Source organism: Granulicella tundricola MP5ACTX9, assembly GCF_000178975.2.
GTDB classification, from domain to species: domain Bacteria; phylum Acidobacteriota; class Terriglobia; order Terriglobales; family Acidobacteriaceae; genus Edaphobacter; species Edaphobacter tundricola.
Map to the genome: position 1 here is coordinate 4,065,455 of NC_015064.1, position 22,328 is coordinate 4,087,782.

A 22,328-nucleotide genomic window follows, 5' to 3' on the forward strand; every position below is an offset into this window, starting at 1 on the left:
CTCCTTCGCGCCTCGAGCGCGTAGCAGTAGGATGCAGAAACCTATTCCGTGCTGCCCGTCAGGAAACGCTGCTCCGCCTGCGCCCCAATCACGCGATACAGCGCAAACTGCCGCGAGTGCTGAGCCCTCAACTCCAGCAGCAATGACGCCCGGTTCGACGCCTCGACATCCACCGCATCCACTAGCCGCATCCACGGTGAGCGGTCCAGGTGCGTCGAGTCCGTCACACTCGCCAGCGCCGCCTTCAGATCACCCGCAGGCTCCAGTTGCGCCACAACCGTCACGTACCGGGTCGTCCCATCCGCCCCCGGCGTAGAAGCCGTGTAGAAGTACGTAGCCGCCCCACCATAGCTCAACGTGAATCCTTTCAGGACCTCATCGTTGAGCGCAACCGCCGCCGAAGCCGGGACCACCGGCTTCTTCACCGCAGCCCTCTTCACCGGAGCATGAGCATGAGCATGAGCCGTCTTAGCAGCCGCAGCAGGAGCAGCAGCAGCCTTGGCAGCCGCATCGCCATACGCCGTCAGCCTGTCCCGAGCCATCGCCTGCATCTTGCCCAGCACCGCCGTCCGCTCCGCATCATCGGCCCAAGCCCGCGCAAAGTCGTGCGTATCCCGGTTCTTGGCATCGGACACCGCCACCAACTGCTGCATATCCGCCGGCGTCCCCTGCAACGGAGGAAGATCGTCCTCGTTCATCCGCCCCGCCGGCTTACCCCGGTGCAGGTTCGGACGGTCAGGATCGTCGTTCAACGATCCAACTCCGGTAACCGAAGACGAGTCGTGCTCCTTCCGCGCACCTTGCCGCTGCGCGTCCGTCCGCTTCCGCAGCGTAGGCCGCTCCGGATCGTTCTCCCCGCCGGAGCCCGCCGAGTCGGTCGAGGTCTTGGAATCAGCGGAGGTCTTCGAGTCGGTCGAGTCAGTCGTGGAATCGGAGTCACTCTTCCGCTTCATGGTCGGGCGGTCGGAGTCGTCTGCCGGAGTGGACGTGGCCGGAGTGGATGCCGTATCGGAGTCTGTCTTCCGCTTCATCGTCGGTCGGTCAGGATCGTCCTCCGGCGTAGAAGCCGTGCTGGATGGAGTGGCCGATGCAGCGGTGTCGGAGTCGGTCTTGCGCTTCATGGTCGGACGATTTGGATCGTCCGGCGAAGTCGGCGTGGAAGCAGGCGTAGAGGTGGAAGCGCTCTTTGTCGTGTCCGTGTCATCCGAGTCCGTCTTTCGCCGCATCGTCGGACGGTCAGGATCTTTCGAGCTCGCATCCGGAGTCTTACCGAACTTCGGCCCGCTCGACTCACTCTTGCCGCCACTCACCTCAACCTTGGACAGCGCCCCACTCTTCTTCGTGGACGCCTTCATCACCGGAGGAGCCTTATAGGCCCCATAACCCAGCCACCCGCCATCCAGATCCGCGACCCCACCGGTCAGGTGCCTCTGGTAGGCCAACTCCAGCGTCCCATCCGGTACCCCGGCCTTATCCAGCTCAAAAATCGTCCCCGTCTGCAGTGCAAACGGAACCGGCCGCGCCAGGTAAAAGCCCGCATCCTGCAGCTCGTTATCGATGAACACGGTCACCGGCACAAACCGGCTGGCCTTCGCCTTCCCCAGCTCACCCGTCCACTCGTAGACACCGACCGCACGCACCACCGTCTCCGGCTTCTTCACCACATGCGTCTGCGCAAACCCCACCCCGGTCGCCAGTGCGGCCCCGGAAAACGCCAACCCAAACCAACGCTTCATCACACTACGTTAGACGCAACTTCGCCCTTCGCGCATGACGCGATTCTCAAGCAAGCGTGGCAAGCGGCTTACTACGGTCGGTCTGCATGGTCGGAGCGCTGGCCAGCAGCTTCCGCGTATAGGGATGCTGCGGGTCGCGGAACAGATCGGCGGTAGCGGCAGTCTCCACAATCCGGCCGTGCTGCATGACCGCGACACGATCGGCAATCTGGCTGATCACAGCCAGATCGTGGGAGATGAAGAGAATGGAAAGGTTGTGGGTACGCCGCAGCTTACGCAGCAGGTCGAGGATCTGGGCCTGCACGGTCACGTCGAGCGCAGTCGTAGGCTCGTCCGCGATCAGCAATCGCGGACGATTGATCAGCGCACTGGCAATGAGGATTCGCTGGCGCTGGCCGCCGGAGAACTGGTACGGGTAGTCCCGCAGGCGCTGCTCAGGATTCGGCAGCCCAACCTCCTGCATGGCCGCGATAACACGCGCACGAAGCTCCGCACGGGGCGTACGAGGATGGTGCGCCAGCAGCGACTCACCAATCTGGTCGCCGATGCGCATGACCGGATTCAGCGCCGTCATCGGTTCCTGAAAGATCATGGAGACGGCGGAGCCGCGGAGCGTGCGCATCTGCGGCTCGGGAAGAGTCAGGATCGGGTGGCCCTCAAGCCTGATGGAGCCTGTGATCGTCGCCGAAGGCGGCAGCAGCCGCATCAGGGCAAAGGAGGTAGCAGACTTGCCCGAGCCAGACTCGCCGACCAGGCCCAGCGTCTCCCCCGGCGCAATGGAGAGCGAGATCGAATGAACGACAGGCTTGCCGCCAAAGGCGATAGTGAGGTCACGGACGTCGAGCAGAGGTTCAGTCACGGTCATACCGATTCTAGGCTTTCGCGCTCAACCTGCGATAATCGACAGGTCGAATGCGCGCTCTTATCCTCTCCGATATCCACGGGAACCTCGAAGCACTGGAAGCCGTCCTCTTCGCCGCTGAAGGCAAGTACGACGAGATCTGGAACCTGGGCGACATGGTCGGCTACGGTGCCAGCCCCAACCAGGTCATCGACCGCATCCGGCCCATCTCCGCCGTCGTCGTCCGCGGCAACCACGACCGCGTCTGCTGCGGCCTCACCAGCCCCAACGGCTTCAACCCCGTAGCCCGCGCCGCCGCCCTCTGGACCCGCGCCGAGCTCACCCCGGAGAACCTGGACTGGCTCCGCAACGTCCCCCAGGGCCCCATCAGCCCCAACTTCGAGGGCATCACCTGCGCCCACGGCTCCCCGCTCGATGAAGACCGCTACATCCTCACCATGCGCGACGCCTGGGCGCCGCTGCAACAGAGCCCGGCCCCCATCACCTTCTTCGGCCACACCCACATCCAGGGCGGCTTCTCCCAGCGCGACCACAACTGGCACGATCTCCGCCCCGCCTACGAGCGCCGCACAGACACCCGCAGCGAGCCCGTCCAGTGGACCCTGCCGCTCGAGCCCGAGACCCGCCACCTCATCAACCCCGGGTCGGTGGGTCAACCCCGCGACCACGACTGGCGTGCCGCCTACGCCATCTTCGATTCGGAAGCCGCAGAGATCGTCTTCCACCGAACGCCGTACGACGTGATGACCACCCAGGGCCGCATCCTCATGGCCGAACTGCCCGAACGCCTGGCGTCGCGCCTCCGCGAAGGACGCTGAAGACTTATTTTCCGTCTGCCAATTGGCCTCTTGATAGCATGATGGAGAGCGAGGTTTCCTTATGCCCGAGCCATCAGTTCTCCACATCACCCTCTCGGAAGAAACGCTGGAGTTTGTACGTAGCAAAGTCGCGAGTGGCAAGTATCAGTCTGAAAGTGACGTGGTTACCGACTGCCTCGACGTTTTCAGGCAGGATGAAGAAGAACACAAGCGCTTTGAGCAGGAAGTCGTCGGCCCTGCTTACGATGAGTTGAAGGCCAATCCTTCGCACTCCATCTCGATTGAAGAGGTGGAGAGAAGTCTGGAAGCCAGGCGCCAAGCCCGACAGCTAGCTAACCAATGAGCTACTCGGTGGTGTTCTCGCCGAGGGCTAAGAGACAGCTTGAGCGACTAGAAGACTATCTTGCCGAACGCTTCTACCCCGCAAATGCAGAGCGTTACATACACCGCCTAACAAGGGCCTGCCACTCGCTCGCGCTCATGCCGTTCAAGGGAACAAAGCGAGACGATCTCCGCCCGGGCATAAGGACGATCGGCTTTGAGCGCAGAGTGACCATCTACTTCGCGGTTGAGTCCGACCAGGTTCAGATCATCAGCATCCTCTACGGGGGGCGGAGCGAACACGAATAAGCGTCAGCGGCCGCCAACTTCGTTAGTCCCGCTGCTCCTCCAACTCCATTCCCAGCTTCTCCCAGACGGCCAGCAACTCGGCGTGCTCGGTTCTCAGACGGTCCAGCTCCGCCGACCCACGCTGCTGCTCGTCCGCCGTGGTGAAGACGCCCAGCTTGGCTTCCGCGGCTTCAATCCGCCGCTCCCACTCCCCGATTGCTTCTTCTGCGGCGGAGACTTCGTCTTCGAGCAGCTTCAGCTTGATCGGGTTGAGCTTCTTCACAGCCGGCTTCTTCGCTTCGACGACAACGGAAGCTACGGGAACAGCCACCGGCTCAGGCTTAGGTGCGGTGAAGGATGACTGCACCTTCTCCGGGCCGCCCTGCTTACGCCATAGATAGTCCTCATAGTTGCCGGGGTAGACGTGGACGCGTTTGTCTTCGACCTCAAACACACGCGTCGCCAGGCCGTCGATAAAGTAGCGGTCATGCGAGACGAACAGCACGGTGCCCGAGAACTTGCGGATCGCATCCAGCAGAACGTCCTTAGCCCGGAGATCCAAGTGGTTGGTCGGCTCGTCCAGCAGCAGCATGTTGGCCGGCGAGACGAGCATCTTCGCCATGGCGTACCGATTGCGCTCTCCACCGCTCAGCACCCCGAGCGTCTTGAAGACGTCGTCGCCGGAGAACATGAAGCACCCGAGCAGGCTCCGCAACTCCACCACCGGCACCTTCGGCGCAATACCGCTGATGTCGTCCAGCATCTTTGCCGCTCCGTCGAGAACCTTGTACTGATCCTGCGCGAAATAGTCGGCCAGAACGTTATGACCGAGTTTGATCTCACCGCTCGTCGGATCCTCCAACTGGCTCAACATGCGAATGAGGGTGGATTTGCCCGCGCCGTTAGCTCCCACGAGCGCGATTCGGTCCCCGCGATCGATGGAAAAGCTGACGTCCTTGAGGATCGTCTTGGTGCCCAGCCCGTCGCGCGTCGGATAGATCTTGGTCAGGTTGTTGACCTCGATGACGGTGCGGCCGCTGGCGGGGGGCTGAGGGATGGAGAAGTGGATCGTCGCCTCTTCCTCCGGAACCTCGATGCGCTCAATCTTCTCCAGCTCCTTGATGCGAGACTGCACCTGCTTGGCCTTGGTCGCCTGGGCGCGGAAGCGGTTGATGAACGCCTCAAGATCCTGGATGCGATCCTGCTGATTCTTGTAAGCGCTCATGATCTGGGTGCGGCGCTCCTCCTTCTGCTTCAGATACTTCTCATAGTTGCCGAAGTAGAAGTGGGCCTTCTTGTTCCATAGCTCTGTCGTCTTGCTGACGGTCTGATCGAGAAAGTAACGGTCATGCGAGATGAGTACAAAAGCATTCTCGTAATTCCGCAGGTAGTCCTCAAGCCAGTTGCGGGTTTCTAGGTCCAGGTGATTGGTCGGCTCATCCAGCAGTAGCAGCGACGGCTTCTCCAGCAGCAGCTTGGCCAGCGCGATGCGCATCTGCCAGCCACCTGAAAACTCTTCGGTTCTACGCTCCCAGTCCTCACGTCCAAAGCCCAGGCCTCCCAGCACCGTTCCCACCTGGTAGTCGAGCGTGTAGATGTCGTGGGCGTGCATCAGGTCCGTCACATGCCCATACCGGGCCGCCGCCGCCTCATACTCCGCGCTGCCGGGCGCGAACTCCGCCAGCTTGCCGCTGAGTTCCTCCGCCTCGCCTTCCAGGCCACGGAGATCGTCGAAGACACTCAGGCACTCCTCAAAGACTGTCTTCCCGCGGAGAGCCAGACCGTCCTGGGGGAGATAGCCCAGGGTCATCCCTTTTGTGCGGGAGCTTACGCCATAATCGAGCGACTCACGTCCGGCGAGGACCTTCAGCAGCGTAGACTTACCCGTTCCGTTCCCACCCACGAGCCCCGTACGCTCGTCCGGCGTAATCAGCCAGTTCACATCTTCAAACAGCAGTTTCTGTCCAAACCGTTTTCCCGCACCTGAAAGCTGTAGCATCCTTCAATCTTCTCATCCGTAAGTGGAGACGGAATCGAGGTGTCCACCCCCTCCCGGGCAAACTCCTCAAAGTATTCAAAATAAATAACTTAAGTCTGGACTTGCCGTTCCAGGGCCGACATGGGGGCTGCGCTCGTAATAGCCCCCGGCGCGATCCACCTCCGCCCTCTGCTACCTTGGATGTTTGGAGACTGCTCGCACCCGGATGCCCGTTCAACCCAATCTCTTTCCAGAGCCAGGCGCTCCCCCAAAGCCGCATCCGGCTGTGGCGGCCCAGCCTCGCTCCGGCACCGCTCCGTTGTGGCTGCAGCGTATCTCGCTCTTCATTCTGGTCCTGTTCTGCGTCTACCTGGGAATCATTGTGGCGATCCTGCCTTGGTGGACCTCAGTGTGGGATCACAATCTGTTCTTCCAATCCCGTCCATGGCTCTGGTCGGTCCTCCGCCTGGGTGCCGTGCGCGGGATCATCTCCGGCTTAGGCCTGCTGGATATCTGGATCGGTATCTCCGAGGCGATCCACTACCGCGACGACCGTCCCTGACTCGCAACGCTTTCTTTTCACGCCGCTCTCAAGCGACAGGTTCAATCTAAACTCCATGCCGGAAAACTCTTCCAAACCGAACGCCCCCGACCCATTGGCCCGCGCACCGCTCGCCTACGAAGACCTGGACTTCCTCAACTCGCCGGATGCACGCATGATCCGCATCCTGTCCGAGTACCAGGAGCCCCTGGTCCGTTTCCGACGCGAGCGCATCGAGGATACCGTCGTTTTCTTCGGCTCAGCCCGTTTCCGCGCCCGCTCCGTGGCCGATCAAAACCTGGAACTGCTGGAGAACACAGGCTCGGCTGCCGCCGCGCCCGAGCCCGAGCAGCCGGCCACGCCGGAGCAGATCGCAGCGGGAGACGCCTCCGCCCTAAAGCTCTCGTTGGCCCACTCGGCGGTCGAGATGTCCCGATACTACGAGGACGCCCGCACCCTGGCCTGCAAGATCGCAACCTGGGCCAAGACGCTACCCGGTCCGCGCCACCGTTTCGTCATCACCTCCGGCGGCGGGCCCGGCATCATGGAGGCGGCTAACCGTGGAGCCTGGGACGCTGGCGCGAAGACCATCGGCCTCAACATCAAGCTGCCCTTCGAGCAGTATCCGAACGCCTACATCTCCCCGGAACTCAACTTCGAGTTCAGCTACTTTTTCATGAGGAAGTTCTGGTTCGCTTACCTGGCCAAGGCGCTGGTGGTCTTCCCCGGCGGATTCGGGACCATCGACGAGATGTTCGAGCTGCTGACGCTGGTGCAGACGCACAAGCTCGCCAAAGATCTCCCCGTCGTCATCTACGGGTCCGAGTACTGGAAGTCCGTCCTGAACTTGGAACTGCTGGCGGCCAAGGGAGCCATCGCCCAGAAGGATCTTGACCTGTTCCAGTTTGCAGACACCCCCGACGAGGCGTTCGCGATCCTGCAACCGGCGCTGGCGGCAGCGGTCGCTGACGACGCGACCGATCATCCCCCAGCCGATCCCGCGCCGACGGCCCAGCAGACACTCGGTCCCGATATCACCAAGACCCGCCCCTGAGGATCTAAAAGCAGCATAAATTCCTTGACATTTGGCTGAGGGCGGCGAAGCATTGATGCAGACGGTGAAAACTGTCGATGTAAACGGCAGTAGGCCCGGTCGGCAGTACTTGTAATACTGCAGACCGGGGTTGATTGCATCGTCTGATTAGGGCTTCATGATGCGCCGGTATAGGTCATATCCTTTGCCGGCAAGATCTAAAGCCGCAGCACAGACGCAAAGAAGCTGTTTCAGCTTCCGCATCAGGTTGGGCGTAATCGTCATACGCACCTCCCATGGAGTTCACGAATCCCGGCGTTTCAGCGCCGGGATTCGTGCGTAGCGGCAATCACTACTGCGGAGAACTCTATCCGAGGTCTGTGGAGCTCCAACCGGCTCCTGATGCTTCTACGCGGAATATTCCCAGATCGGGAATCGCACCTTTCAATGCCTTACTTCAAACACCCATGAAACGCACCGGCCCGCTTCCAGACCTCCGTGCGTCCGAACAACTTGATGCCCACATACCCGCGCAGCCGAAGCTTGTCGCCTTCCGTGGACATGGTGCCGCTATAGGTCTTCCCGGATTTGGGATCATAGAGTTTGCCGCCGTCGGCGTGGTCCGGGTCAGTCAGCTTGAACTCATAGCCCACGCGCAGGTCGCAGAGGGACTGGGTCCGGAGGGCGGGATCTGGATTATGACCGTCGACCTTGGCTGGCGTATCGGCTGCGAGCATCCTGAGCTTCACGCATATCTCCTGCGAGCCGCACTTATAGACCTCCAGCACCCCGCCGCCCGGCTCCTGCCAATCACCCAGCACACCTGTCTTATCCGGTGCCTGCGCGCCCAGAGTCGCTGCACCCAACGACAATCCCAACACACCAACGACACAAAGCCCGGCAGCCCAAAGTCCAACCTTCCCCATCCGTATCCCTCGCTTCCAGAACCTACATGTTCTGATGCAAGTCAAGCTTCCGAGTCCTGCGGGCCAAGACAATACTTTCGCAGATTGCCATGGTCGCACCCGAAATCGGGAAACGGACTAAAACACCTTTCTAGCGGCAGCCAGCGCCATCTCAACCTCAACCTCACCATGCGCGGTGCCGATAAACGCCGCCTCATATTGGCTGGGCGGCAGCCACACGCCAGCCTCCATCATGCCGCGGTGGAAGTTGCCGAAGGCAGCTGAATCCGACGTGGCAGCGTCAGCAAAGTTCCGCACCGGCTGATCCGTGAAGAACCACGTAAACATGGACCCCACACGGTTCATCGTGAGCCTCACGCCCGCCGCAGCAGCGATCTCCACCACGCCCTCCGCGACCGCCTTCGTGACATGCTCAAGCTGGCTGTAGACAGCCGCTTCATTCGCGATCAGATGGCCCACGGTGGCGATTCCCGCAGCCATCGCCAGCGGATTCCCGCTCAGCGTTCCGGCCTGATACACAGGCCCCAGCGGTGCGAGAAACTCCATCACATCCGCACGTCCACCGAACGCTCCGCACGGCAGTCCGCCGCCGATAATCTTGCCCAGCGTCGTCAGGTCCGGCTTTACGTCGTAAAGCTCCTGCGCCCCGCCCAGCGAGAGCCGAAACCCCGTCATCACCTCATCCAGGATCAGTAGCGCACCATGCTCCTGCGTAATCCTCCGCAGGCCAGCAAGATAGCCTTCTGCGGGGATGATCGTCCCGGCATTCCCTACCACCGGCTCCACAATCACGCAGGCGATCTGCCCCGGATGCAACGCGAACGCCGTCTCCACCGCCGACAAATCGTTGTATGGCAACGCCAGCGTGTGCATGGCGGTCTCTTCCGGCACGCCGGCAGAACCCGGAATCCCCAGCGTCGCAATGCCAGATCCTGCCTTCACCAGCAGAGCATCCGCATGACCGTGATAGCAGCCTTCAAATTTGATGACGAACTTTCGCCCCGTAAACCCACGCGCCAGCCGGATCGCAGACATGCACGCCTCTGTGCCCGAGCTGACAAAGCGCAGCCGTTGCACGCTGGGGAAGCAGCGCGTCACCAGTTCGGCAAGGTTCGCCTCATCGGCATGGCTGGCCCCGAAGCTCGCCCCGCGACCCACAGCCTCCTTGATCGCCTCCACCACCGGCTCAAACGCATGGCCCAGGATCATTGGCCCCCAGGAGCCGAAGAAGTCCAGGTATTTGTTCCCATCGACGTCCCACAGATAAGCGCCCTCCGCCCGTTTGACGAACGGCGGATCGCCGCCCACTGCACGAAACGCACGCACCGGTGAATCCACGCCGCCCGGCAGCAATCCCGCCGCGCGAACCTGCAACTGTCTCGACTTCTCCATCACCCGCATCGCATCTCCCTCAAATCTCTCCCTTCCAGTGTACTTTTCACATGCCGTGGAAATGTCCCCTGCTAGACTGAAGGTCCCTCGCACCCAACGACACGACACCAACGGAGCGCACCTTGCCGGACGACAACGCCCAAGCCACACCCGCAGAACCGAAGAAAGCCAAGTCCATCTCCTACGCCGATGCCGGCGTCGACATCACCTCCGGCGACCGCGCCAAGCAGCGTATCAAGATGCTCGCGCGCAAGACCTTCAACAAGCAGGTCCTGTCGGAGATCGGCGGTTTCGGCGGCCTTTTTGCCCTCGATCTCGCCAAATATCCCGAGCCGGTCTTGGTCTCGAGCGCGGACGGCGTCGGCACCAAGCTCAAGGTCGCCTTCGAGCTCGGAATCCATCACACCGTAGGCGCGGACCTGGTCAACCACTGCGTCAACGACATCGCCGTCCAGGGCGCGACGCCGCTCTTCTTCCTCGACTACCTGGCCACCGGCCGGCTGGAAAACGATGTCGTCGAGACCGTCGTCCGCGGCATCTCAGAGGCCTGCCGCGCCAACGGCTGCGCTCTCATCGGCGGCGAAACCGCCCAGATGCCCGGCTTCTACGCCGACGGCGAGTACGACCTGGCCGGCACCATCATCGGCGCCGTCAACCGCCCCAACATCATCACGGGTGAGGGAATCGAGGCGGGTGACGTCCTGCTCGGTTTACCCTCGAACGGCCTCCACACCAACGGTTATTCGCTCGCCCGGAAGCTCCTCTTCGAGGTCGCCAAGTACGGCCCCGAGCACTACGTCAACGAGCTCAAGGACAAGGCCGGCGCAGCCCTCATGCGCACGCATCGCAGCTATCTCAGCGTGATCAAGAAGCTCACCGCACAGCCCGAGATGGTTCGCGGCATGGCCCACATCACTGGCGGCGGCATCACGGAGAATCTCCCGCGCATCCTGCCCAAGGGGCTCGACGCGGTAATCGATCTTTCCGCCTGGACCCCGCCGCCGCTCTTCGAGCACCTGCAGCACCTGGGCAACGTGGATCGCGACGAAATGTTCCGCACCTTCAACATGGGCATCGGTCTAATCGCGGTCATTCCCGCCGAGCAGGTCAAGAAGGCCAAGGCGATCCTCAACCGTGCGAACGAGCGCCATTGCATCATCGGGCGGATCGTCACGCGGGGCACACGCAAGGTCGTCTACAACTAGCCGCAGTCGCTTACGCACCGCGAAGCGGTCCAACACGGTGCGAAGCACTGCCCGGCCGGCATGAGGCCGCATTTGCCTGTTCTCATTGCCCCGAGCAGTGGAATATGTCACAGTTGAAGCATGACCAAAGAGGACATCCTCGGCATTCTGCGTGCACATGAGGCGGAGCTCAAGGCTGCCGGCCTTATGCATCTGCGCCTCTTTGGATCTGTGGCTCGGGATGAGAACACCGCCGAATCCGACGTCGACCTTCTCTTCGACAGTGACGACTCGGACTTACACAATACACTCCGCGCCTATGGCTTTGAAGATGACCTGAGCCGCATTCTCGGCGTTAGGGCGCATCTCAGCTCCCTGACCTATATGCGCCCGGAGATCAAACACCAGGTACTGCCTGAGACCATCGATGTCTTCTAGGTCCACCCGCAGATACCTCAACGACATCCTGAAAAGCTGTGATCGAATCCGCGAATACCTGGATGGCGTCACCTTGGAGGACTACCTCTCCGCCTCCATGCGCCAGGACGCCGTTGAACGCCAGTTACAGATCCTAACCGAAGCTGCCTTTCGCCTTGGCGACGAGGCTGCCAGACTCTGCCCAACCGTAGACTGGCGCTCCATCCGTGGTCTCGGAAATTTTCTGCGTCATGAGTACGACAAGATCACTCCGGAGATCATCTGGGGCAAGCTTCACAACGACCTTCCCGTACTCGAGGAGGCCGTCAAGGTGGCCCTGCTCGCAAACCCTGATCCCGATCCAGCACACATGGAGCCGCTTCCGTGAATCGTCTAGGCATTCTCCTCTCCGGCCGAGGCTCCAACTTCCTCGCCATTCACCGTGCCATCCAGGATGGCCGCCTTCCCGGCACCGAGATCGCCGTCGTCCTCTCCAACAAGTCCGCCGCCCCCGGACTTCAGGCTGCACGCGACCTAAACATCCCGGCACACCACATCCCCACCGCCGGCCTGCCTCCTGAGGAACGCGACCTCCCCTACATCGCCGCACTGCGCGAAGCAAAAGTCGACCTGGTCTGTCTCGCCGGCTACATGCGCATCATCAGCCCGGCCTTCGTAGACGCATTCCGGGACCGCATCCTCAACGTCCATCCCAGCCTGCTGCCCGCCTTCCCCGGCCTCGAGTCCCAGACTCAGGCACTCGAGTTCGGAGCGAAAATAGCCGGCTGCACCGTCCACTTCGTCGACGAAAAGATGGATCACGGCGTCATCATCCTGCAAAAGGCCATCACAATCGAGGACTCAGACACCCCCGACACCCTCTCCGCCCGCATCCTCGCTGAGGAACACCAGGCCTACCCCGAGGCCATCGCCCACGTCCTCAGCGGCCAATACACCGCCCAGAACCGCCGCTACATCAAGAATAAGAACTAAACTACCGCGCCGGCACCATCACCGCATTCGGATCGACCTTCGGAATTCCGAAGTGCCCACCCAGGTGCAGCAGATCCAGCGGCCGCAGGTCTCCATGCACCTGCACCAGGTTCATATCGCGGGACGACCGCGTGAGCACGGTCACGCCATCGATATCGGCCCCCGAAAAGTGCAGCCACATATCCGTCACCATCGCCCGAGGCTGCGCCGTATTCTGCGGCGTCTGGTTGGCGTTGACCATGTGCTTCCAGCCCATCGCACGATACTGCTCCACCAGCCCCGACATAGCCTCCGGACTGTAGAACGCCGGCTGGCTGTATCGGTAGCTATCGAATGAGATCGCCGTCAGCGCCACCGCTGCCCGCCGCGCGTCCATGCCATTCGACTCCAGCATGCTCTGCGCCACCTGCAGCATCGTCCGGTCGAACACAAACCCGCTATGCGTCGCAGGCTGATCCGCCAGCGTAGCGATCGTCTGCTCGATCGGAGGAGGAGGCGGAGGCATGGGAGGCCCGCCGTTCGGCCCGCCATAGGCCTGACCATAAGCGATCATTCCGGACGAAAGAAGAACAGCAGCAGAGGCGATAGAACCGATCAAAGCGCGCATAGACAAGACTCCGTGCCTTATAAAGACACAATCCCGTATCAAAGGTTACGCACGTCACCACCAAAAAGTCGCGAGACGGAACTCTTTGCTTCTATCCGTCTTGATCGCTCTTATCCCTTTTATCCCGGTAGTCGGTTCGCCAGGAAGCCGCGAAGACGATTACTGCGGAGGCCGAGGCGCAAAGTATCCCGTTCTAGCCCGGACCGTCAGGTCTTTCGCCCGGTTCGCCCCGCGCAGCAGGATCGTCCGAAACTTGCCGTCCTGGGTAAACTCCGCCGGCCGGTACTGCAGCAGATACTGGCTCCGCAGCTCAATCTCGATGTTCTTGAACCCGATCGCCACATCCTCCAGCTTGATCGGAAAGAACGTCCGTCCGCCGGTCGCGCCTGAGATCGATTCCAGCACCGCACCACCCTTACCCCGCGTCGGGCTCGTGTCGGTCGAGATCGTATAAACGATCGTATCCGCCCGCTGGCACATCTTGATCGCATCCGTCATGCTCGCGCGGCTGTAGTTATCGTCGCCGTCCGACACCAGGATCAGCGCCTTGCGGACCTCATTATCCGCCTGCAACGCCAGCATCTGGTCCCGGCACGTCTTGTACAGCGAATCGAACAACGCCGTACCGCCGCCCGGCCGCAGCTTCCTGATCCCCTGATCCAGCAGATCGATGTTGTTGGTATAGTCCTGCGGAAGGTACGTCTGCACGTCGAACCCTTCCACAAACGCACGGTCGTTCTGGTGCATCACCGAAAGAAAAAAGTCGATCGCCGAGTCCTGCTCGAACTTGAACCGCGTCCGGATGGAGCTGGACGTATCGAGCATGATCCCCACGCGCAGCGGCAGGTCGGTCTGCTGCTTGAAGTCCAGCACCTTCTCCGGCTGGAGCCCGTTGTCCAGCAACCCGAAGTCGCTCAGGTGCAGATCCTTGACGAAGCGGCCCTTCTTGTCCGTCACGGTAAACACCAGGCTCACCAGGTTGGCGCGCACGGTCAACTGAAACGGCTGATCCTGCCCCTGCGGACGAGCGGACAGGCCTGTCGCACCAGGAGCCTCCTGCGGAGGAGCCTGCACGGGCTGCTGAGGCGCAGTCTGCTGTGCTGGCGGAGTCGCCACCGGAGCCGTCTGGCCCAACCCGTAAACTCCTGAAAACAACAAGGCCGCAGCCGAAATCAAACGAACACTACGCGTCATGGACACCCAATCTCTCACGCGCTCGATTCTACTTGTTCCCGCAACCCCTGTCGCATCACCACCCGAACAGCTCACCACGGATAAGAAGAAAAGAGGGATAAGAATAGATCAAATGCCCAGCCCCGATACTGCCTTGATCCGTCTTTCTCTTCTATCCGTGGTAAGCCTTAGCCTTTGATCTTCTCCAAGAACTCCACCAACTCCTCCGCCAGCGGAGCCTCAAACTCCATCTCCTCCTCCGTCCGGGGATGCACAAACGCCAGCCGAGCTGCATGCAGGAAGTTCCGCTCCAACTCCAGCGGTTCCACGTTCGGCTCCTTTGTCAGCCGAACAACGTGCGGAGCCCCATACAGCGTATCCCCCACCACCGGATGACCCAAGCTCTGCAGATGCACGCGAATCTGGTGCGTCCGTCCCGTCTCGATCTTCACCTCGACGAACGTGAACTTGCCATACGGAGTATCCAGCCGCTCCAGCACATGAAAGTGCGAGACAGCCGACCGCCCATCCCCACGCCGCGTCGTCATCCGAATGCGCCGCACCAGGTCCCGCGCAATCGGCAGCGACACCGTCGTATCCGCCTTCTTCAGCTCCCCATGCGCCAGCGTAAGGTACGTCTTCGACACCCGCCGCTCCGAGAACATCTCCCCCAGCCGCCGGTGCGTCACATCGTCCTTCGCCACCACGATCAGCCCCGACGTCTGCTTATCCAGCCGATGCACGATCCCCGGCCGCAGCTCCCCGCCCACACCCGAAAGCGAATCCGCCGTCTTGCCCATATGGAACAGCACCGCATTGACCAGCGTGCCGCGATTGCGCTCATCGTCAGTCGAACCCGCGCCGGCATGAACCATCATCCCCGCCGGCTTGTTCACCACCGCCAGGTACTCGTCCTCATAAACGATCTGGAGCGGAATATCCTCGGGAATCGCATGCAGCGGCTCAAGCTGCGGCTGGCCTTCGATCTCGATGGTCTCCCCACCCTTCAGCTTCGCCTTGGCCTTCGGCACAGCGCCGTCCACCTTCACCTGCCCGGCCTCGATCAGAATCTGCACCCGCGCACGCGAGATATCCGGCAAAGCCTGCGCCAGGTAAGCATCGAGCCTCATCCCCGCAGCCGCCACATCCGCCGGAAAGCTCCGGATGGCATCCTCGCCGTCGTCTTCAAACTCGACGGTAGGCACAACCAGCGGCTCCACGGGCTCGGCAAAGCGCTCCGCCACATACTGCGGCCGCACCGTATGGTGCCTCTGGCCCTTCGGAATCATGTTCTTAGACGGCATACATCCTCTTTCTCAAATCAACGACCAAAGCCGGACTTCCACATCCCGGCGATAAAGCCGTGTGCCCCATCCTCACGACAGCTTCATCGTCGTTAGGGTGGGCATCGTTTGCGGCAGCAAACGACCGCTCCTGCCCATCTCCATCATCGGCTAAAACTCTCTCACCCGCCGGGAAGTGGCCTCAACTGAGGTCACTCGCGGCCCCAAACCACCCACCAGCAGTCCACCAACCACCACCATCCCCAGCGCCACAACCTGCAGCACATCCATGCCATAAAGCTGCTTTCCCGGCACCCGCACAAACGAAATCAAAAACTGGCACACCCCACACCCCACCAGCCCCAACCCACAAACAAATCCGCGAACATCCGTCTTAATCCCTCTTATCCGCGTTACGCCTTCGCCCGCCCCGGCAAGCAGCCAGTAAAGCCCCGCAGCCATTCCAAACCCAGCCAAAGCCGCATAAACTCCCACCGGATGCGTCCTCGCCGCGCCCAGAGCCATGCCAGGGTCACTCCCATCCGCAAAGTGCCCCAGCGCCAGGAAACCCCACACCAGTGCCGCACAAGGAGCCCAGGCGTCCAAGACCCGCAGCACAGGCAGCTTCTTCACCCGAATCCACGCCAGCGTAGCCAGCCCCGTCAGCAGCACCCCGGTCGCCGTCAGCGAGGGAAACGCCAGCACCAGCCCCGGAAACTGCATGAAGATCCGCATATGCTCAAAGATCAGCAGCACCCGTGACAGCACAAACGCCGCAATCACCGCGAACAGCCCCGCATTCCACACCGCATCCGGATCGAGTCCCAGCAGCCGCGCCGTCCGCAGCGAGAGACCCAGCCCGCACATCAGCCCAATCGCCGCCAGCACCCCGAAGGTGGGCAGCGCGACACGTCCAAGATGGAAGAGGATGGGATACACGAGACTCTTCTCAGTGTACCGGGTAGAGATAAGAAAACCGACCCGCTTGGCCGTACGACGAAGCGCAGGTGAACCCGTCTAAGACGGCGGAACCTGACCGTGGCTCTTTAGGCATTCCGAACTGGCGGACGTTGCACACCGAACCATGTCTACGAGTCAGATCCCTGTTCAATGAATATTGGTTCAACCTGCGTTGTTCGCGTACCTACTTTGCAGGCCGGTTTCTGAACTGGATACTAACCGCGACCGAACCGAACCGCAAGTCAAGCGCGTAATCCACTTTTATCCTGCGCGACGGATCGGCTCGTCCAGAACCTCATCCAGCATCCCGGAAAGGGAAGCCGAACGGCTCCGCATCGTCGTCTGCGTCTGCGACTGAGACCGTGCCAGCGCGTTATACCGCTCGCGCAGCGTCTCCAGCTCATCCGTGATGTTCAACGCAGCCAGCACCGCTACGCGCAACGAGTCCACCGTTCCGCCATGCGCCGAGACCGCGCGCATCTTCGCATCCACAAGCCCGGCCAGATGCTCGATGTACGCCGGATCAGTCCCACGCAGATGATAGATCTGGTCGTAGATGTCCACCGAGATCGACTGCGCCTGCCCACTCATCTGCAACTCTTTTTCCAACTCTTTTTCGATTCCGGTCATGCCCGTCAGCCCCCTCTCAGCAGGTTTCTACAGCCAATCTCTAGAGCAGCTCGTCAATCTGGCTCATCATCTTCTCAACCCGCAGACGAACCGCATCGCGCTCCTGGTTCATCGTCGAGATCTGCGTCTGCGCCTCGTCGGACATGCTGGTCAACGCCGTGATCTGCTCCCGAAGTGAAGCCGCCTCGGCCTCAGCCGCAGCACGCAGCTCGCGCTCACGCTTGACGATCTCCACAGCACGCAGCACCTTCTGCTCCAGCGCCTGGAACTCATCCGCACTCACGGAGACGTTACTGTTGTCATTCATAGAACTCGTGTCCAAGTGAATACTCCTCCCAAAGTATAAGTGTGGAAGAAGTGGATATCAGGGTACGAAACCGAGGCCCGCACCAGCCCTGATACCTACCCAGTAACCCTCCTGATTACGAATCCCGGATCACGCCCCCAAGCCCTTGCAGCGCAGAAATGATCGCGCTCCACCAGCCCGTCACATCCTCATCCGTCAACGTGCGGTCCAGCGACTGGAACACCGTCCGCATCAGCGTCGAATAAACCCCGGGCCACTTCTTCTCATCGCGGAAGACCTCGATCGGCCGCAGGCTCTGCAGCTCTGCAATCTTCAACGACCGGATCGCCCCCTCCACATCGCCCCACGTCACAGAGTTCGCAAAGACGAACGAGAAGTCCCGCTCGACAGCCTGAAAACGCGAAAGCTCCTTCGCCGTCGTGTGCTTCAGCGGCATCGCCAGCAGCGCCGCCAGATCCACCGTCGCCACATACACCGGCTGTCGCATCTTCCGCTTCGCACCTTCGCTTGCGGCAAGCTGCCCGAACTGTGCCACCACCTTGCCATTCACAGAAGCCGCAGCAGCACGCCCCGCCTCAAAAACGGGAGAAGCCTCCGCCGCAAACGTAAGCCCCGGTGCCGCAAACAGCCCCACCAGCGACTCAACCGCACCCTTCAGCTCATAGAACGACGCATCCGCAGCCAGATAAAGATTGCTCACAGGCGAGACACCCGTAATCCCCAGCGAAAGACTCATCGCCTCAGAAACCTCAGCCGTCCCGCCACTGAACACCGCACCCGTCTCAAACAGCCGTACGTTCAGCACATCCCGATTCAGGTTATGCGCCAGCATCGTCACCATGCCCGGCAGCAGGGAAGGCCGCAGGTTCGCCGCCTCCTCGTTCAGAGGATTCTCAAGCTCCACCGCCGCCACGCCAGCCGCAAACTGCGCCGACTCCGCCGCACTCGCAAACGTGCTGCTCAAAGCCTCCGAGTACCCCAGCGCCAGCAGTCGCTCCCGCACAGCCCGCTCCGCCCGGGCCGTCGGATGATCGATCACCACACCCGGCGTCGGCAGGGTATTCGCAAAGCCGTTGTACCCATAGACCCGCGCAATCTCCTCGATGAGGTCGATCTCGCGCGTCAGGTCCAGCCGCCACGATGGCAGCCTGACCTCATATCCATCCACACTCACCGGCGTCAGCGTACAGCCCAGCGCCGTCAGGTAGCGATGGATCACCTCAGCATTGATCCCGTCCGGCTCAACCGTCGTCCCCAGGTGCCGCCGAGCCTCCGTCACAGAAAGCGCCACCGTCCCCCGGTTCGCCGTAGCCGCCTCATGCTCAGCCACGACCACGTCGATCAACTCACCCTCAACCCGCCCACCACAAGCCTCAAGGATCAGCTTGGACACCAGTGCATTCGCAATCGGAGCCGCCGCAAAGTCCGCGCCACGCTCAAACCGGTGCGAGGCGTCCGTGTGGATCAAATGCCGCCGGCTGCTCGCACGAATCGTCGCCGGCTGAAACCACGCGGCCTCCACCAGCACGTTCTTCGTCTCCGCCGTAATCATCGAGTCCCAGCCGCCCATCACCCCGGCCAGCCCCAGAGCCTTCACCTCGTCCGCCACCACCAGGTCATCTACTACCAGCGTCCGCGTCGTCCCATCCAGCAGCTTGATCTGCTCCCCGGCCTTGGCTCGCCGCACCACGATCCCGCCTTCGATCTTGTCCAGGTCGAACGCATGCGTCGGATGCCCCATGCCCTGCAGCACATAGTTCGTCACATCCACCGCATTCGAGATCTTCTTCAACCCCAGCGAGTCGAAGTACCCGCCGATCACGCCATCCGTCGGAGCAACCGTCACCCCACGCAGCACCCGGGCCGTAAACCGCCCGCAAAGGTCCTGCGCCTCAATCCGCACCGGAAACGCCGTCTCCGCCGCCCCCGCGTCAGGCAGCGACACATCCAGCGCATGCAGCGGCAGGTCATAGATCGCCGCCACCTCCCGAGCCATGCCGTAGTGGTTCATCGCATCGACGCGGTTGGTCGTAATATCCATGTCGAACACGGAGCCTTCGGAGTCGCCGGAGGCGTCATTGACCTCAAACACGCCTTCCACGGCAATCCCGCGCAGGGTAAGGTCTTCAGCAAGCTGCGCGTCATCGACAGCGAGCACAGGCAAATAGGAGCGGAGCCACGGAGTAAGAATCTTCATAATCGGACGTCCTTAAGTGTACCGCCCTAGACACTCCGAGGCCCCATCCTCCGCGCCTTTACGCAGGGACGCAAAGTAAAATCTCTCCAGACCGTGCCCAAACCCAAGCTCATCGCCCTCCTGGCCCTCGCGGCTCTCCTTCCAGCCCTGTCTCGCGCCCAGGCCCTGCCAGACCTCAAATCCGCCGACACCCTTGGCCAATCCCTCTTAGAGCGTTCCGGCTCAACCGGCCTTGTCCTGGTCGTCGTCCGCGATAAAGAAATCTACGTCCACGGCTTCGGCGAAACCGCACCCGGCAGCCACCAGGCCCCCACCGCAACCTCGCTGCTTCGCCTCTGCTCCCTCACCAAGATCTTCGCCGCCGACCTCCTCATCAAGCTCGTACAGGACAAGACCGTCCGGCTCGACGACCCGCTCAAAAGCTACGCCCCAGTAAACGCCACCGTCCCCGACAAACAAGCCCGTCCCATCACCCTCGGCGATCTCGCCACCCACACCGCCGGCCTCCCACGCGAGATGGCCCCCACCCCCCGCGGCAGTGGCCACTTCACCTTCCCCAACCACGCCCAGCGCTGGAACTGGCTCCCCACGGCCCATCTGATCACCGTCCCCGGCACCGCCGCGCTCTACTCCAACCTCTCCTTTGACCTCCTCGGCGACGCCCTCCAATCCGCCGCCCAGATGCCCTACGCCGCCCTCCTCCGCGCCCGCACCCTGAAGCCGCTCGCCATGTGGGAGACCAACTACACCCCCACCCCCGCGCAGTGCGCCCGCCTCCTCCAGGGCGTACACGACGAAGGCCAATGCACCGACACCCAGGCCACCGCCGGCTCCTCCGGCCTCTACTCCACCCCTACGGACATATCCCACTGGCTCCAATACCTACTTGGCCAGCAGGTCGGCATCACCCCCGGCCAGAACCCCGCCGCGCAGGCCGTATACCTCCAGCCGTCGCAATTAGCCAGCATCAGTGGCCTCGACCACGCCGGAGAAGCCACCGGCATAGGCCTCGGCTGGATACACACCCCCGGCTCCCTCGACCCCACCGCAACCGACTCCGAGATCATCGAAAAGACCGGCGGCGGTGCAGGCTTCCTCACCTACATCGCCATCAACCAGTCCCGCCATACCGCCATCTTCGTCGCCGCCACGGACGGCCTCCCGGAAACCCACCTCAATCTCTTCAAAGCCGCCAACAACGTCCTCCTCACCCTCGCCGGCCTACCCCCGCTCCCCGAAGCCCCACCCATCTACCACCCCGCCTCTAAACCAAAACGCGCCGCCCACAAAGCCGCTACCCATCGGCGTCTCTGATATACCCTTTTTATGCCTGCTCTTGTTCGGTGGAGGATACGCGTATGAACCTGAATCTGTCCGGACTGCCGCACCCCATCACGCTGCGGCCCGCTGAGCCTCTGACAGACGAGGACCTGATGCGGTTCTCGGAAGAGAACAGGCCTTACAAAATCGAACGCAATAACAAGGGAGAGGTCACGATCATGACTCCTGTAGGCGGCATAGGAAGCACCCATGAAGCTTGGGTGTCATCGTCTTTGGTTCAATGGAACGAACTCAGCGGAACTGGAGTTGCTTTTGTATCAAACGCTGGCTTCAATCTTCCGGACGGCTCCTGTCTCTCCCCTGACGCTGCGTGGCTCTCTCTCGCGCGCTGGAACGCGCTTCTGCCGGAGCAGCAGGCCGGTTACCCGCCGCTTTGCCCTGAGTTCATCATTGATGATTCGCTCCCGCACGGACTCACGCCGTCTCCTTGAAGCCAAGATGCAGCTTTGGATCGAGAACGGCGCAGAGCTCGCATGGCTCATCGATCCCATCGACTCAAATGTCGTAATCTATCGGCCCAGCGAACCAACCGAATCCCTGGAGCGCCCTGACGTCGTCCTGGGCCATGCGCCGGTTGCTGGCTTTGAACTCCAAACGACCCGCCTCTGGCCCGCACTGTAATAAAGCCCTACCCCATCGCCTCTTTCCACCCAATCTTCACCAGCAGCCAGTTCACCGGCAGCGCCGTCACAAATCCACAGACCATCGCAATCTGCATCATGAGCCAGTAACCCGCATCGTTCGGATGCAGATGCGGGCCCGGAAACAGCTTGAAGAACACCACCGCCATCCACCCATACATCCCAATCTGAAACGTCAGGATGGAGAGCGTATCCGCCTTCACCGCAGCCCAGATCCCTCCCGCAACTGTAAGGTCCCGCATCGGCTTAATCGCAAAGTATTGAAACGCGACGCCAATCAGCCACGCCGCCACAAAGTCCCACAGATAGCTCGCATAAAGCTCCTTCCCGAACAGCGTAAGCCCCACGCCAAACACCACAAACTCCGTCACCACATCCGCCAGCACACACCCCGCACCGCAATGGCTTCCAGCCAGCGCTGTTTGAGCCCAGGTAGGACTCTGCCCCTCCTCATGCTCCATCCCCTGCACAGCATCCCGAGCCATCCCCCGCCCCTTCACAAAGTAAGCCCACACCGCAAAGACGCTGAAGTACAGCGCAGTCGCAGGCCAGACGATATTCATCACCCCCATCTTCTGCGGATGACGAACCTCATCAATCACAATCACCGCAGCCGAGACAAACGCAAGACCAAGCGAAATCCACGCGATCAGCTCAAACATCCCCATTTGGATGGCGCGGCCTTCCGCCCAGTCTCCTG

Annotated in this window: 25 protein-coding genes and 1 other RNA gene; 12 read left to right on the forward strand and 14 right to left on the reverse strand. The window is 61.6% G+C overall.

Annotation, left to right across the window (positions count from 1 at the left end):
• Positions 1-41 precede the first annotated feature (41 nt).
• Together ACIX9_RS17755 and ACIX9_RS17760 are read right to left on the reverse strand one after the other, a co-directional pair.
• The gene (locus ACIX9_RS17755; RefSeq protein WP_013581878.1) at positions 42-1,736 is read right to left on the reverse strand and encodes a hypothetical protein; all 1,695 of its coding nucleotides are present in this window, start codon (positions 1,734-1,736) and stop codon (positions 42-44) included.
• Between the two features lie 46 nt (positions 1,737-1,782).
• Positions 1,783-2,601 carry an ATP-binding cassette domain-containing protein gene (locus ACIX9_RS17760; RefSeq protein ID WP_013581879.1) on the reverse strand — a complete coding sequence of 273 codons (819 nt, stop codon included), beginning with the start codon at positions 2,599-2,601 and terminating at the stop codon, positions 1,783-1,785.
• Between the two features lie 47 nt (positions 2,602-2,648).
• Here ACIX9_RS17760 and ACIX9_RS17765 point away from each other — a divergent pair, with 47 nt between their 5' ends.
• From ACIX9_RS17765 to ACIX9_RS17775, 3 genes are all read left to right on the forward strand, one after another.
• On the forward strand, positions 2,649-3,416 hold the full coding sequence (locus tag ACIX9_RS17765; RefSeq protein WP_013581880.1) for a metallophosphoesterase family protein: 768 nt from the start codon (positions 2,649-2,651) through the stop codon (positions 3,414-3,416).
• 61 nt (positions 3,417-3,477) lie between these two features.
• Complete coding sequence (locus tag ACIX9_RS17770; RefSeq protein WP_013581881.1) at positions 3,478-3,759, forward strand: ribbon-helix-helix domain-containing protein; 282 nt, start codon at positions 3,478-3,480, stop codon at positions 3,757-3,759.
• On the forward strand, positions 3,756-4,046 hold the full coding sequence (locus ACIX9_RS17775; protein WP_013581882.1) for a type II toxin-antitoxin system RelE/ParE family toxin: 291 nt from the start codon (positions 3,756-3,758) through the stop codon (positions 4,044-4,046). Before ACIX9_RS17770 ends, ACIX9_RS17775 begins: the two co-directional genes overlap by 4 nt.
• A gap of 22 nt (positions 4,047-4,068) precedes the next feature.
• Here the strand turns inward: ACIX9_RS17775 and ACIX9_RS17780 are convergent, their stop codons facing one another.
• Entirely contained in the window at positions 4,069-6,024 is a 1,956-nt protein-coding gene (locus ACIX9_RS17780) for an ABC-F family ATP-binding cassette domain-containing protein (protein WP_013581883.1), read from the reverse strand.
• A 205-nt stretch (positions 6,025-6,229) separates the two neighbouring features.
• Here ACIX9_RS17780 and ACIX9_RS17785 point away from each other — a divergent pair, with 205 nt between their 5' ends.
• On the forward strand, positions 6,230-6,565 hold the full coding sequence (locus ACIX9_RS17785) for a hypothetical protein (RefSeq protein WP_013581884.1): 336 nt from the start codon (positions 6,230-6,232) through the stop codon (positions 6,563-6,565).
• 55 nt (positions 6,566-6,620) lie between these two features.
• On the forward strand, positions 6,621-7,598 hold the full coding sequence (locus tag ACIX9_RS17790; RefSeq protein ID WP_013581885.1) for an LOG family protein: 978 nt from the start codon (positions 6,621-6,623) through the stop codon (positions 7,596-7,598).
• 431 nt (positions 7,599-8,029) lie between these two features.
• Here ACIX9_RS17790 and ACIX9_RS17795 read toward each other — a convergent pair whose 3' ends face one another.
• Together ACIX9_RS17795 and hemL are read right to left on the reverse strand one after the other, a co-directional pair.
• Positions 8,030-8,443 (reverse strand): DUF2147 domain-containing protein, encoded by a 414-nt coding sequence (locus tag ACIX9_RS17795; protein ID WP_232298749.1) that lies wholly within the window; start codon positions 8,441-8,443, stop codon positions 8,030-8,032.
• A gap of 177 nt (positions 8,444-8,620) precedes the next feature.
• Complete coding sequence (hemL, locus tag ACIX9_RS17800; RefSeq protein ID WP_013581888.1) at positions 8,621-9,904, reverse strand: glutamate-1-semialdehyde 2,1-aminomutase; 1,284 nt, start codon at positions 9,902-9,904, stop codon at positions 8,621-8,623.
• Positions 9,905-10,017: 113 nt separating this feature from the next.
• Here hemL and purM point away from each other — a divergent pair, with 113 nt between their 5' ends.
• The 4 genes from purM (at position 10,018) to purN (ending at position 12,489) form a co-directional block, all read left to right on the forward strand.
• Positions 10,018-11,100, forward strand: coding sequence for a phosphoribosylformylglycinamidine cyclo-ligase (purM, locus tag ACIX9_RS17805; RefSeq protein ID WP_013581889.1), 1,083 nt, complete (start codon positions 10,018-10,020; stop codon positions 11,098-11,100).
• Positions 11,101-11,220: 120 nt separating this feature from the next.
• A complete protein-coding gene (locus ACIX9_RS17810; RefSeq protein WP_013581890.1) occupies positions 11,221-11,517 on the forward strand; it encodes a nucleotidyltransferase family protein in 297 nt (98 codons plus the stop codon).
• Positions 11,507-11,884 (forward strand): HepT-like ribonuclease domain-containing protein, encoded by a 378-nt coding sequence (locus tag ACIX9_RS17815; RefSeq protein WP_013581891.1) that lies wholly within the window; start codon positions 11,507-11,509, stop codon positions 11,882-11,884. Before ACIX9_RS17810 ends, ACIX9_RS17815 begins: the two co-directional genes overlap by 11 nt.
• Positions 11,881-12,489, forward strand: coding sequence for a phosphoribosylglycinamide formyltransferase (purN, locus tag ACIX9_RS17820; RefSeq protein ID WP_013581892.1), 609 nt, complete (start codon positions 11,881-11,883; stop codon positions 12,487-12,489). Before ACIX9_RS17815 ends, purN begins: the two co-directional genes overlap by 4 nt.
• Before the next feature lies 1 nt (position 12,490).
• Here the strand turns inward: purN and ACIX9_RS17825 are convergent, their stop codons facing one another.
• From ACIX9_RS17825 to pheT, 8 genes are all read right to left on the reverse strand, one after another.
• Positions 12,491-13,096: a hypothetical protein gene (locus tag ACIX9_RS17825; RefSeq protein WP_013581893.1), complete on the reverse strand. Its 606-nt coding sequence runs from the start codon at positions 13,094-13,096 to the stop codon at positions 12,491-12,493.
• Between the two features lie 159 nt (positions 13,097-13,255).
• Positions 13,256-14,230, reverse strand: coding sequence for a VWA domain-containing protein (locus ACIX9_RS17830; RefSeq protein ID WP_013581894.1), 975 nt, complete (start codon positions 14,228-14,230; stop codon positions 13,256-13,258).
• Positions 14,231-14,457: 227 nt separating this feature from the next.
• Positions 14,458-15,573 (reverse strand): RluA family pseudouridine synthase, encoded by a 1,116-nt coding sequence (locus tag ACIX9_RS17835; RefSeq protein WP_013581895.1) that lies wholly within the window; start codon positions 15,571-15,573, stop codon positions 14,458-14,460.
• A 150-nt stretch (positions 15,574-15,723) separates the two neighbouring features.
• On the reverse strand, positions 15,724-16,491 hold the full coding sequence (locus ACIX9_RS17840) for a prolipoprotein diacylglyceryl transferase family protein (protein WP_013581896.1): 768 nt from the start codon (positions 16,489-16,491) through the stop codon (positions 15,724-15,726).
• A gap of 35 nt (positions 16,492-16,526) precedes the next feature.
• Positions 16,527-16,713: non-coding RNA, 6S RNA (ssrS, locus tag ACIX9_RS24960), on the reverse strand.
• A gap of 60 nt (positions 16,714-16,773) precedes the next feature.
• A complete protein-coding gene (locus ACIX9_RS17845) occupies positions 16,774-17,142 on the reverse strand; it encodes a cell division protein ZapA (protein WP_013581897.1) in 369 nt (122 codons plus the stop codon).
• A 40-nt stretch (positions 17,143-17,182) separates the two neighbouring features.
• The gene (locus ACIX9_RS17850) at positions 17,183-17,449 is read right to left on the reverse strand and encodes a hypothetical protein (protein ID WP_013581898.1); all 267 of its coding nucleotides are present in this window, start codon (positions 17,447-17,449) and stop codon (positions 17,183-17,185) included.
• A gap of 115 nt (positions 17,450-17,564) precedes the next feature.
• Positions 17,565-19,646, reverse strand: a complete 2,082-nt coding sequence (gene pheT / locus ACIX9_RS17855; protein ID WP_013581899.1) for a phenylalanine--tRNA ligase subunit beta — start codon at positions 19,644-19,646, stop codon at positions 17,565-17,567.
• Between the two features lie 93 nt (positions 19,647-19,739).
• On the opposite strand from pheT, the gene ampH reads away from it, so the two are divergent.
• The 3 genes from ampH to ACIX9_RS27445 are packed head-to-tail and all read left to right on the forward strand — an operon-like array spanning position 19,740 to position 21,608.
• Positions 19,740-20,960 (forward strand): D-alanyl-D-alanine-carboxypeptidase/endopeptidase AmpH, encoded by a 1,221-nt coding sequence (ampH, locus tag ACIX9_RS17860; protein ID WP_013581900.1) that lies wholly within the window; start codon positions 19,740-19,742, stop codon positions 20,958-20,960.
• Between the two features lie 44 nt (positions 20,961-21,004).
• Complete coding sequence (locus tag ACIX9_RS27440) at positions 21,005-21,418, forward strand: Uma2 family endonuclease (protein WP_049789381.1); 414 nt, start codon at positions 21,005-21,007, stop codon at positions 21,416-21,418.
• A gap of 7 nt (positions 21,419-21,425) precedes the next feature.
• Entirely contained in the window at positions 21,426-21,608 is a 183-nt protein-coding gene (locus ACIX9_RS27445; protein WP_049789382.1) for a PDDEXK family nuclease, read from the forward strand.
• A 7-nt stretch (positions 21,609-21,615) separates the two neighbouring features.
• Here the strand turns inward: ACIX9_RS27445 and ACIX9_RS17870 are convergent, their stop codons facing one another.
• Positions 21,616-22,290, reverse strand: coding sequence for a DUF4396 domain-containing protein (locus ACIX9_RS17870; RefSeq protein WP_157478095.1), 675 nt, complete (start codon positions 22,288-22,290; stop codon positions 21,616-21,618).
• Between the last annotated feature and the right edge of the window lie 38 nt (positions 22,291-22,328).

What these genes read in the sequence shown, in the direction of transcription:
- ACIX9_RS17755 (WP_013581878.1), bottom strand. Translation starts at nt 1,736, where the DNA reads ATGAAGCGTTGGTTTGGGTTGGCGTTTTCCGGGGCCGCACTGGCGACC.
- ACIX9_RS17760 (WP_013581879.1), bottom strand. Translation starts at nt 2,601, where the DNA reads ATGACCGTGACTGAACCTCTGCTCGACGTCCGTGACCTCACTATCGCC.
- ACIX9_RS17765 (WP_013581880.1), top strand. Translation starts at nt 2,649, where the DNA reads ATGCGCGCTCTTATCCTCTCCGATATCCACGGGAACCTCGAAGCACTG.
- ACIX9_RS17770 (WP_013581881.1), top strand. Translation starts at nt 3,478, where the DNA reads ATGCCCGAGCCATCAGTTCTCCACATCACCCTCTCGGAAGAAACGCTG.
- ACIX9_RS17775 (WP_013581882.1), top strand. Translation starts at nt 3,756, where the DNA reads ATGAGCTACTCGGTGGTGTTCTCGCCGAGGGCTAAGAGACAGCTTGAG.
- ACIX9_RS17780 (WP_013581883.1), bottom strand. Translation starts at nt 6,024, where the DNA reads ATGCTACAGCTTTCAGGTGCGGGAAAACGGTTTGGACAGAAACTGCTG.
- ACIX9_RS17785 (WP_013581884.1), top strand. Translation starts at nt 6,230, where the DNA reads ATGCCCGTTCAACCCAATCTCTTTCCAGAGCCAGGCGCTCCCCCAAAG.
- ACIX9_RS17790 (WP_013581885.1), top strand. Translation starts at nt 6,621, where the DNA reads ATGCCGGAAAACTCTTCCAAACCGAACGCCCCCGACCCATTGGCCCGC.
- hemL (WP_013581888.1), bottom strand. Translation starts at nt 9,904, where the DNA reads ATGCGGGTGATGGAGAAGTCGAGACAGTTGCAGGTTCGCGCGGCGGGA.
- ACIX9_RS17810 (WP_013581890.1), top strand. Translation starts at nt 11,221, where the DNA reads ATGACCAAAGAGGACATCCTCGGCATTCTGCGTGCACATGAGGCGGAG.
- ACIX9_RS17815 (WP_013581891.1), top strand. Translation starts at nt 11,507, where the DNA reads ATGTCTTCTAGGTCCACCCGCAGATACCTCAACGACATCCTGAAAAGC.
- ACIX9_RS17825 (WP_013581893.1), bottom strand. Translation starts at nt 13,096, where the DNA reads ATGCGCGCTTTGATCGGTTCTATCGCCTCTGCTGCTGTTCTTCTTTCG.
- ACIX9_RS17835 (WP_013581895.1), bottom strand. Translation starts at nt 15,573, where the DNA reads ATGCCGTCTAAGAACATGATTCCGAAGGGCCAGAGGCACCATACGGTG.
- ACIX9_RS17845 (WP_013581897.1), bottom strand. Translation starts at nt 17,142, where the DNA reads ATGACCGGAATCGAAAAAGAGTTGGAAAAAGAGTTGCAGATGAGTGGG.
- ACIX9_RS17850 (WP_013581898.1), bottom strand. Translation starts at nt 17,449, where the DNA reads ATGAATGACAACAGTAACGTCTCCGTGAGTGCGGATGAGTTCCAGGCG.
- pheT (WP_013581899.1), bottom strand. Translation starts at nt 19,646, where the DNA reads ATGAAGATTCTTACTCCGTGGCTCCGCTCCTATTTGCCTGTGCTCGCT.
- ACIX9_RS27440 (WP_049789381.1), top strand. Translation starts at nt 21,005, where the DNA reads ATGAACCTGAATCTGTCCGGACTGCCGCACCCCATCACGCTGCGGCCC.
- ACIX9_RS27445 (WP_049789382.1), top strand. Translation starts at nt 21,426, where the DNA reads ATGCAGCTTTGGATCGAGAACGGCGCAGAGCTCGCATGGCTCATCGAT.
- ACIX9_RS17870 (WP_157478095.1), bottom strand. Translation starts at nt 22,290, where the DNA reads ATGTTTGAGCTGATCGCGTGGATTTCGCTTGGTCTTGCGTTTGTCTCG.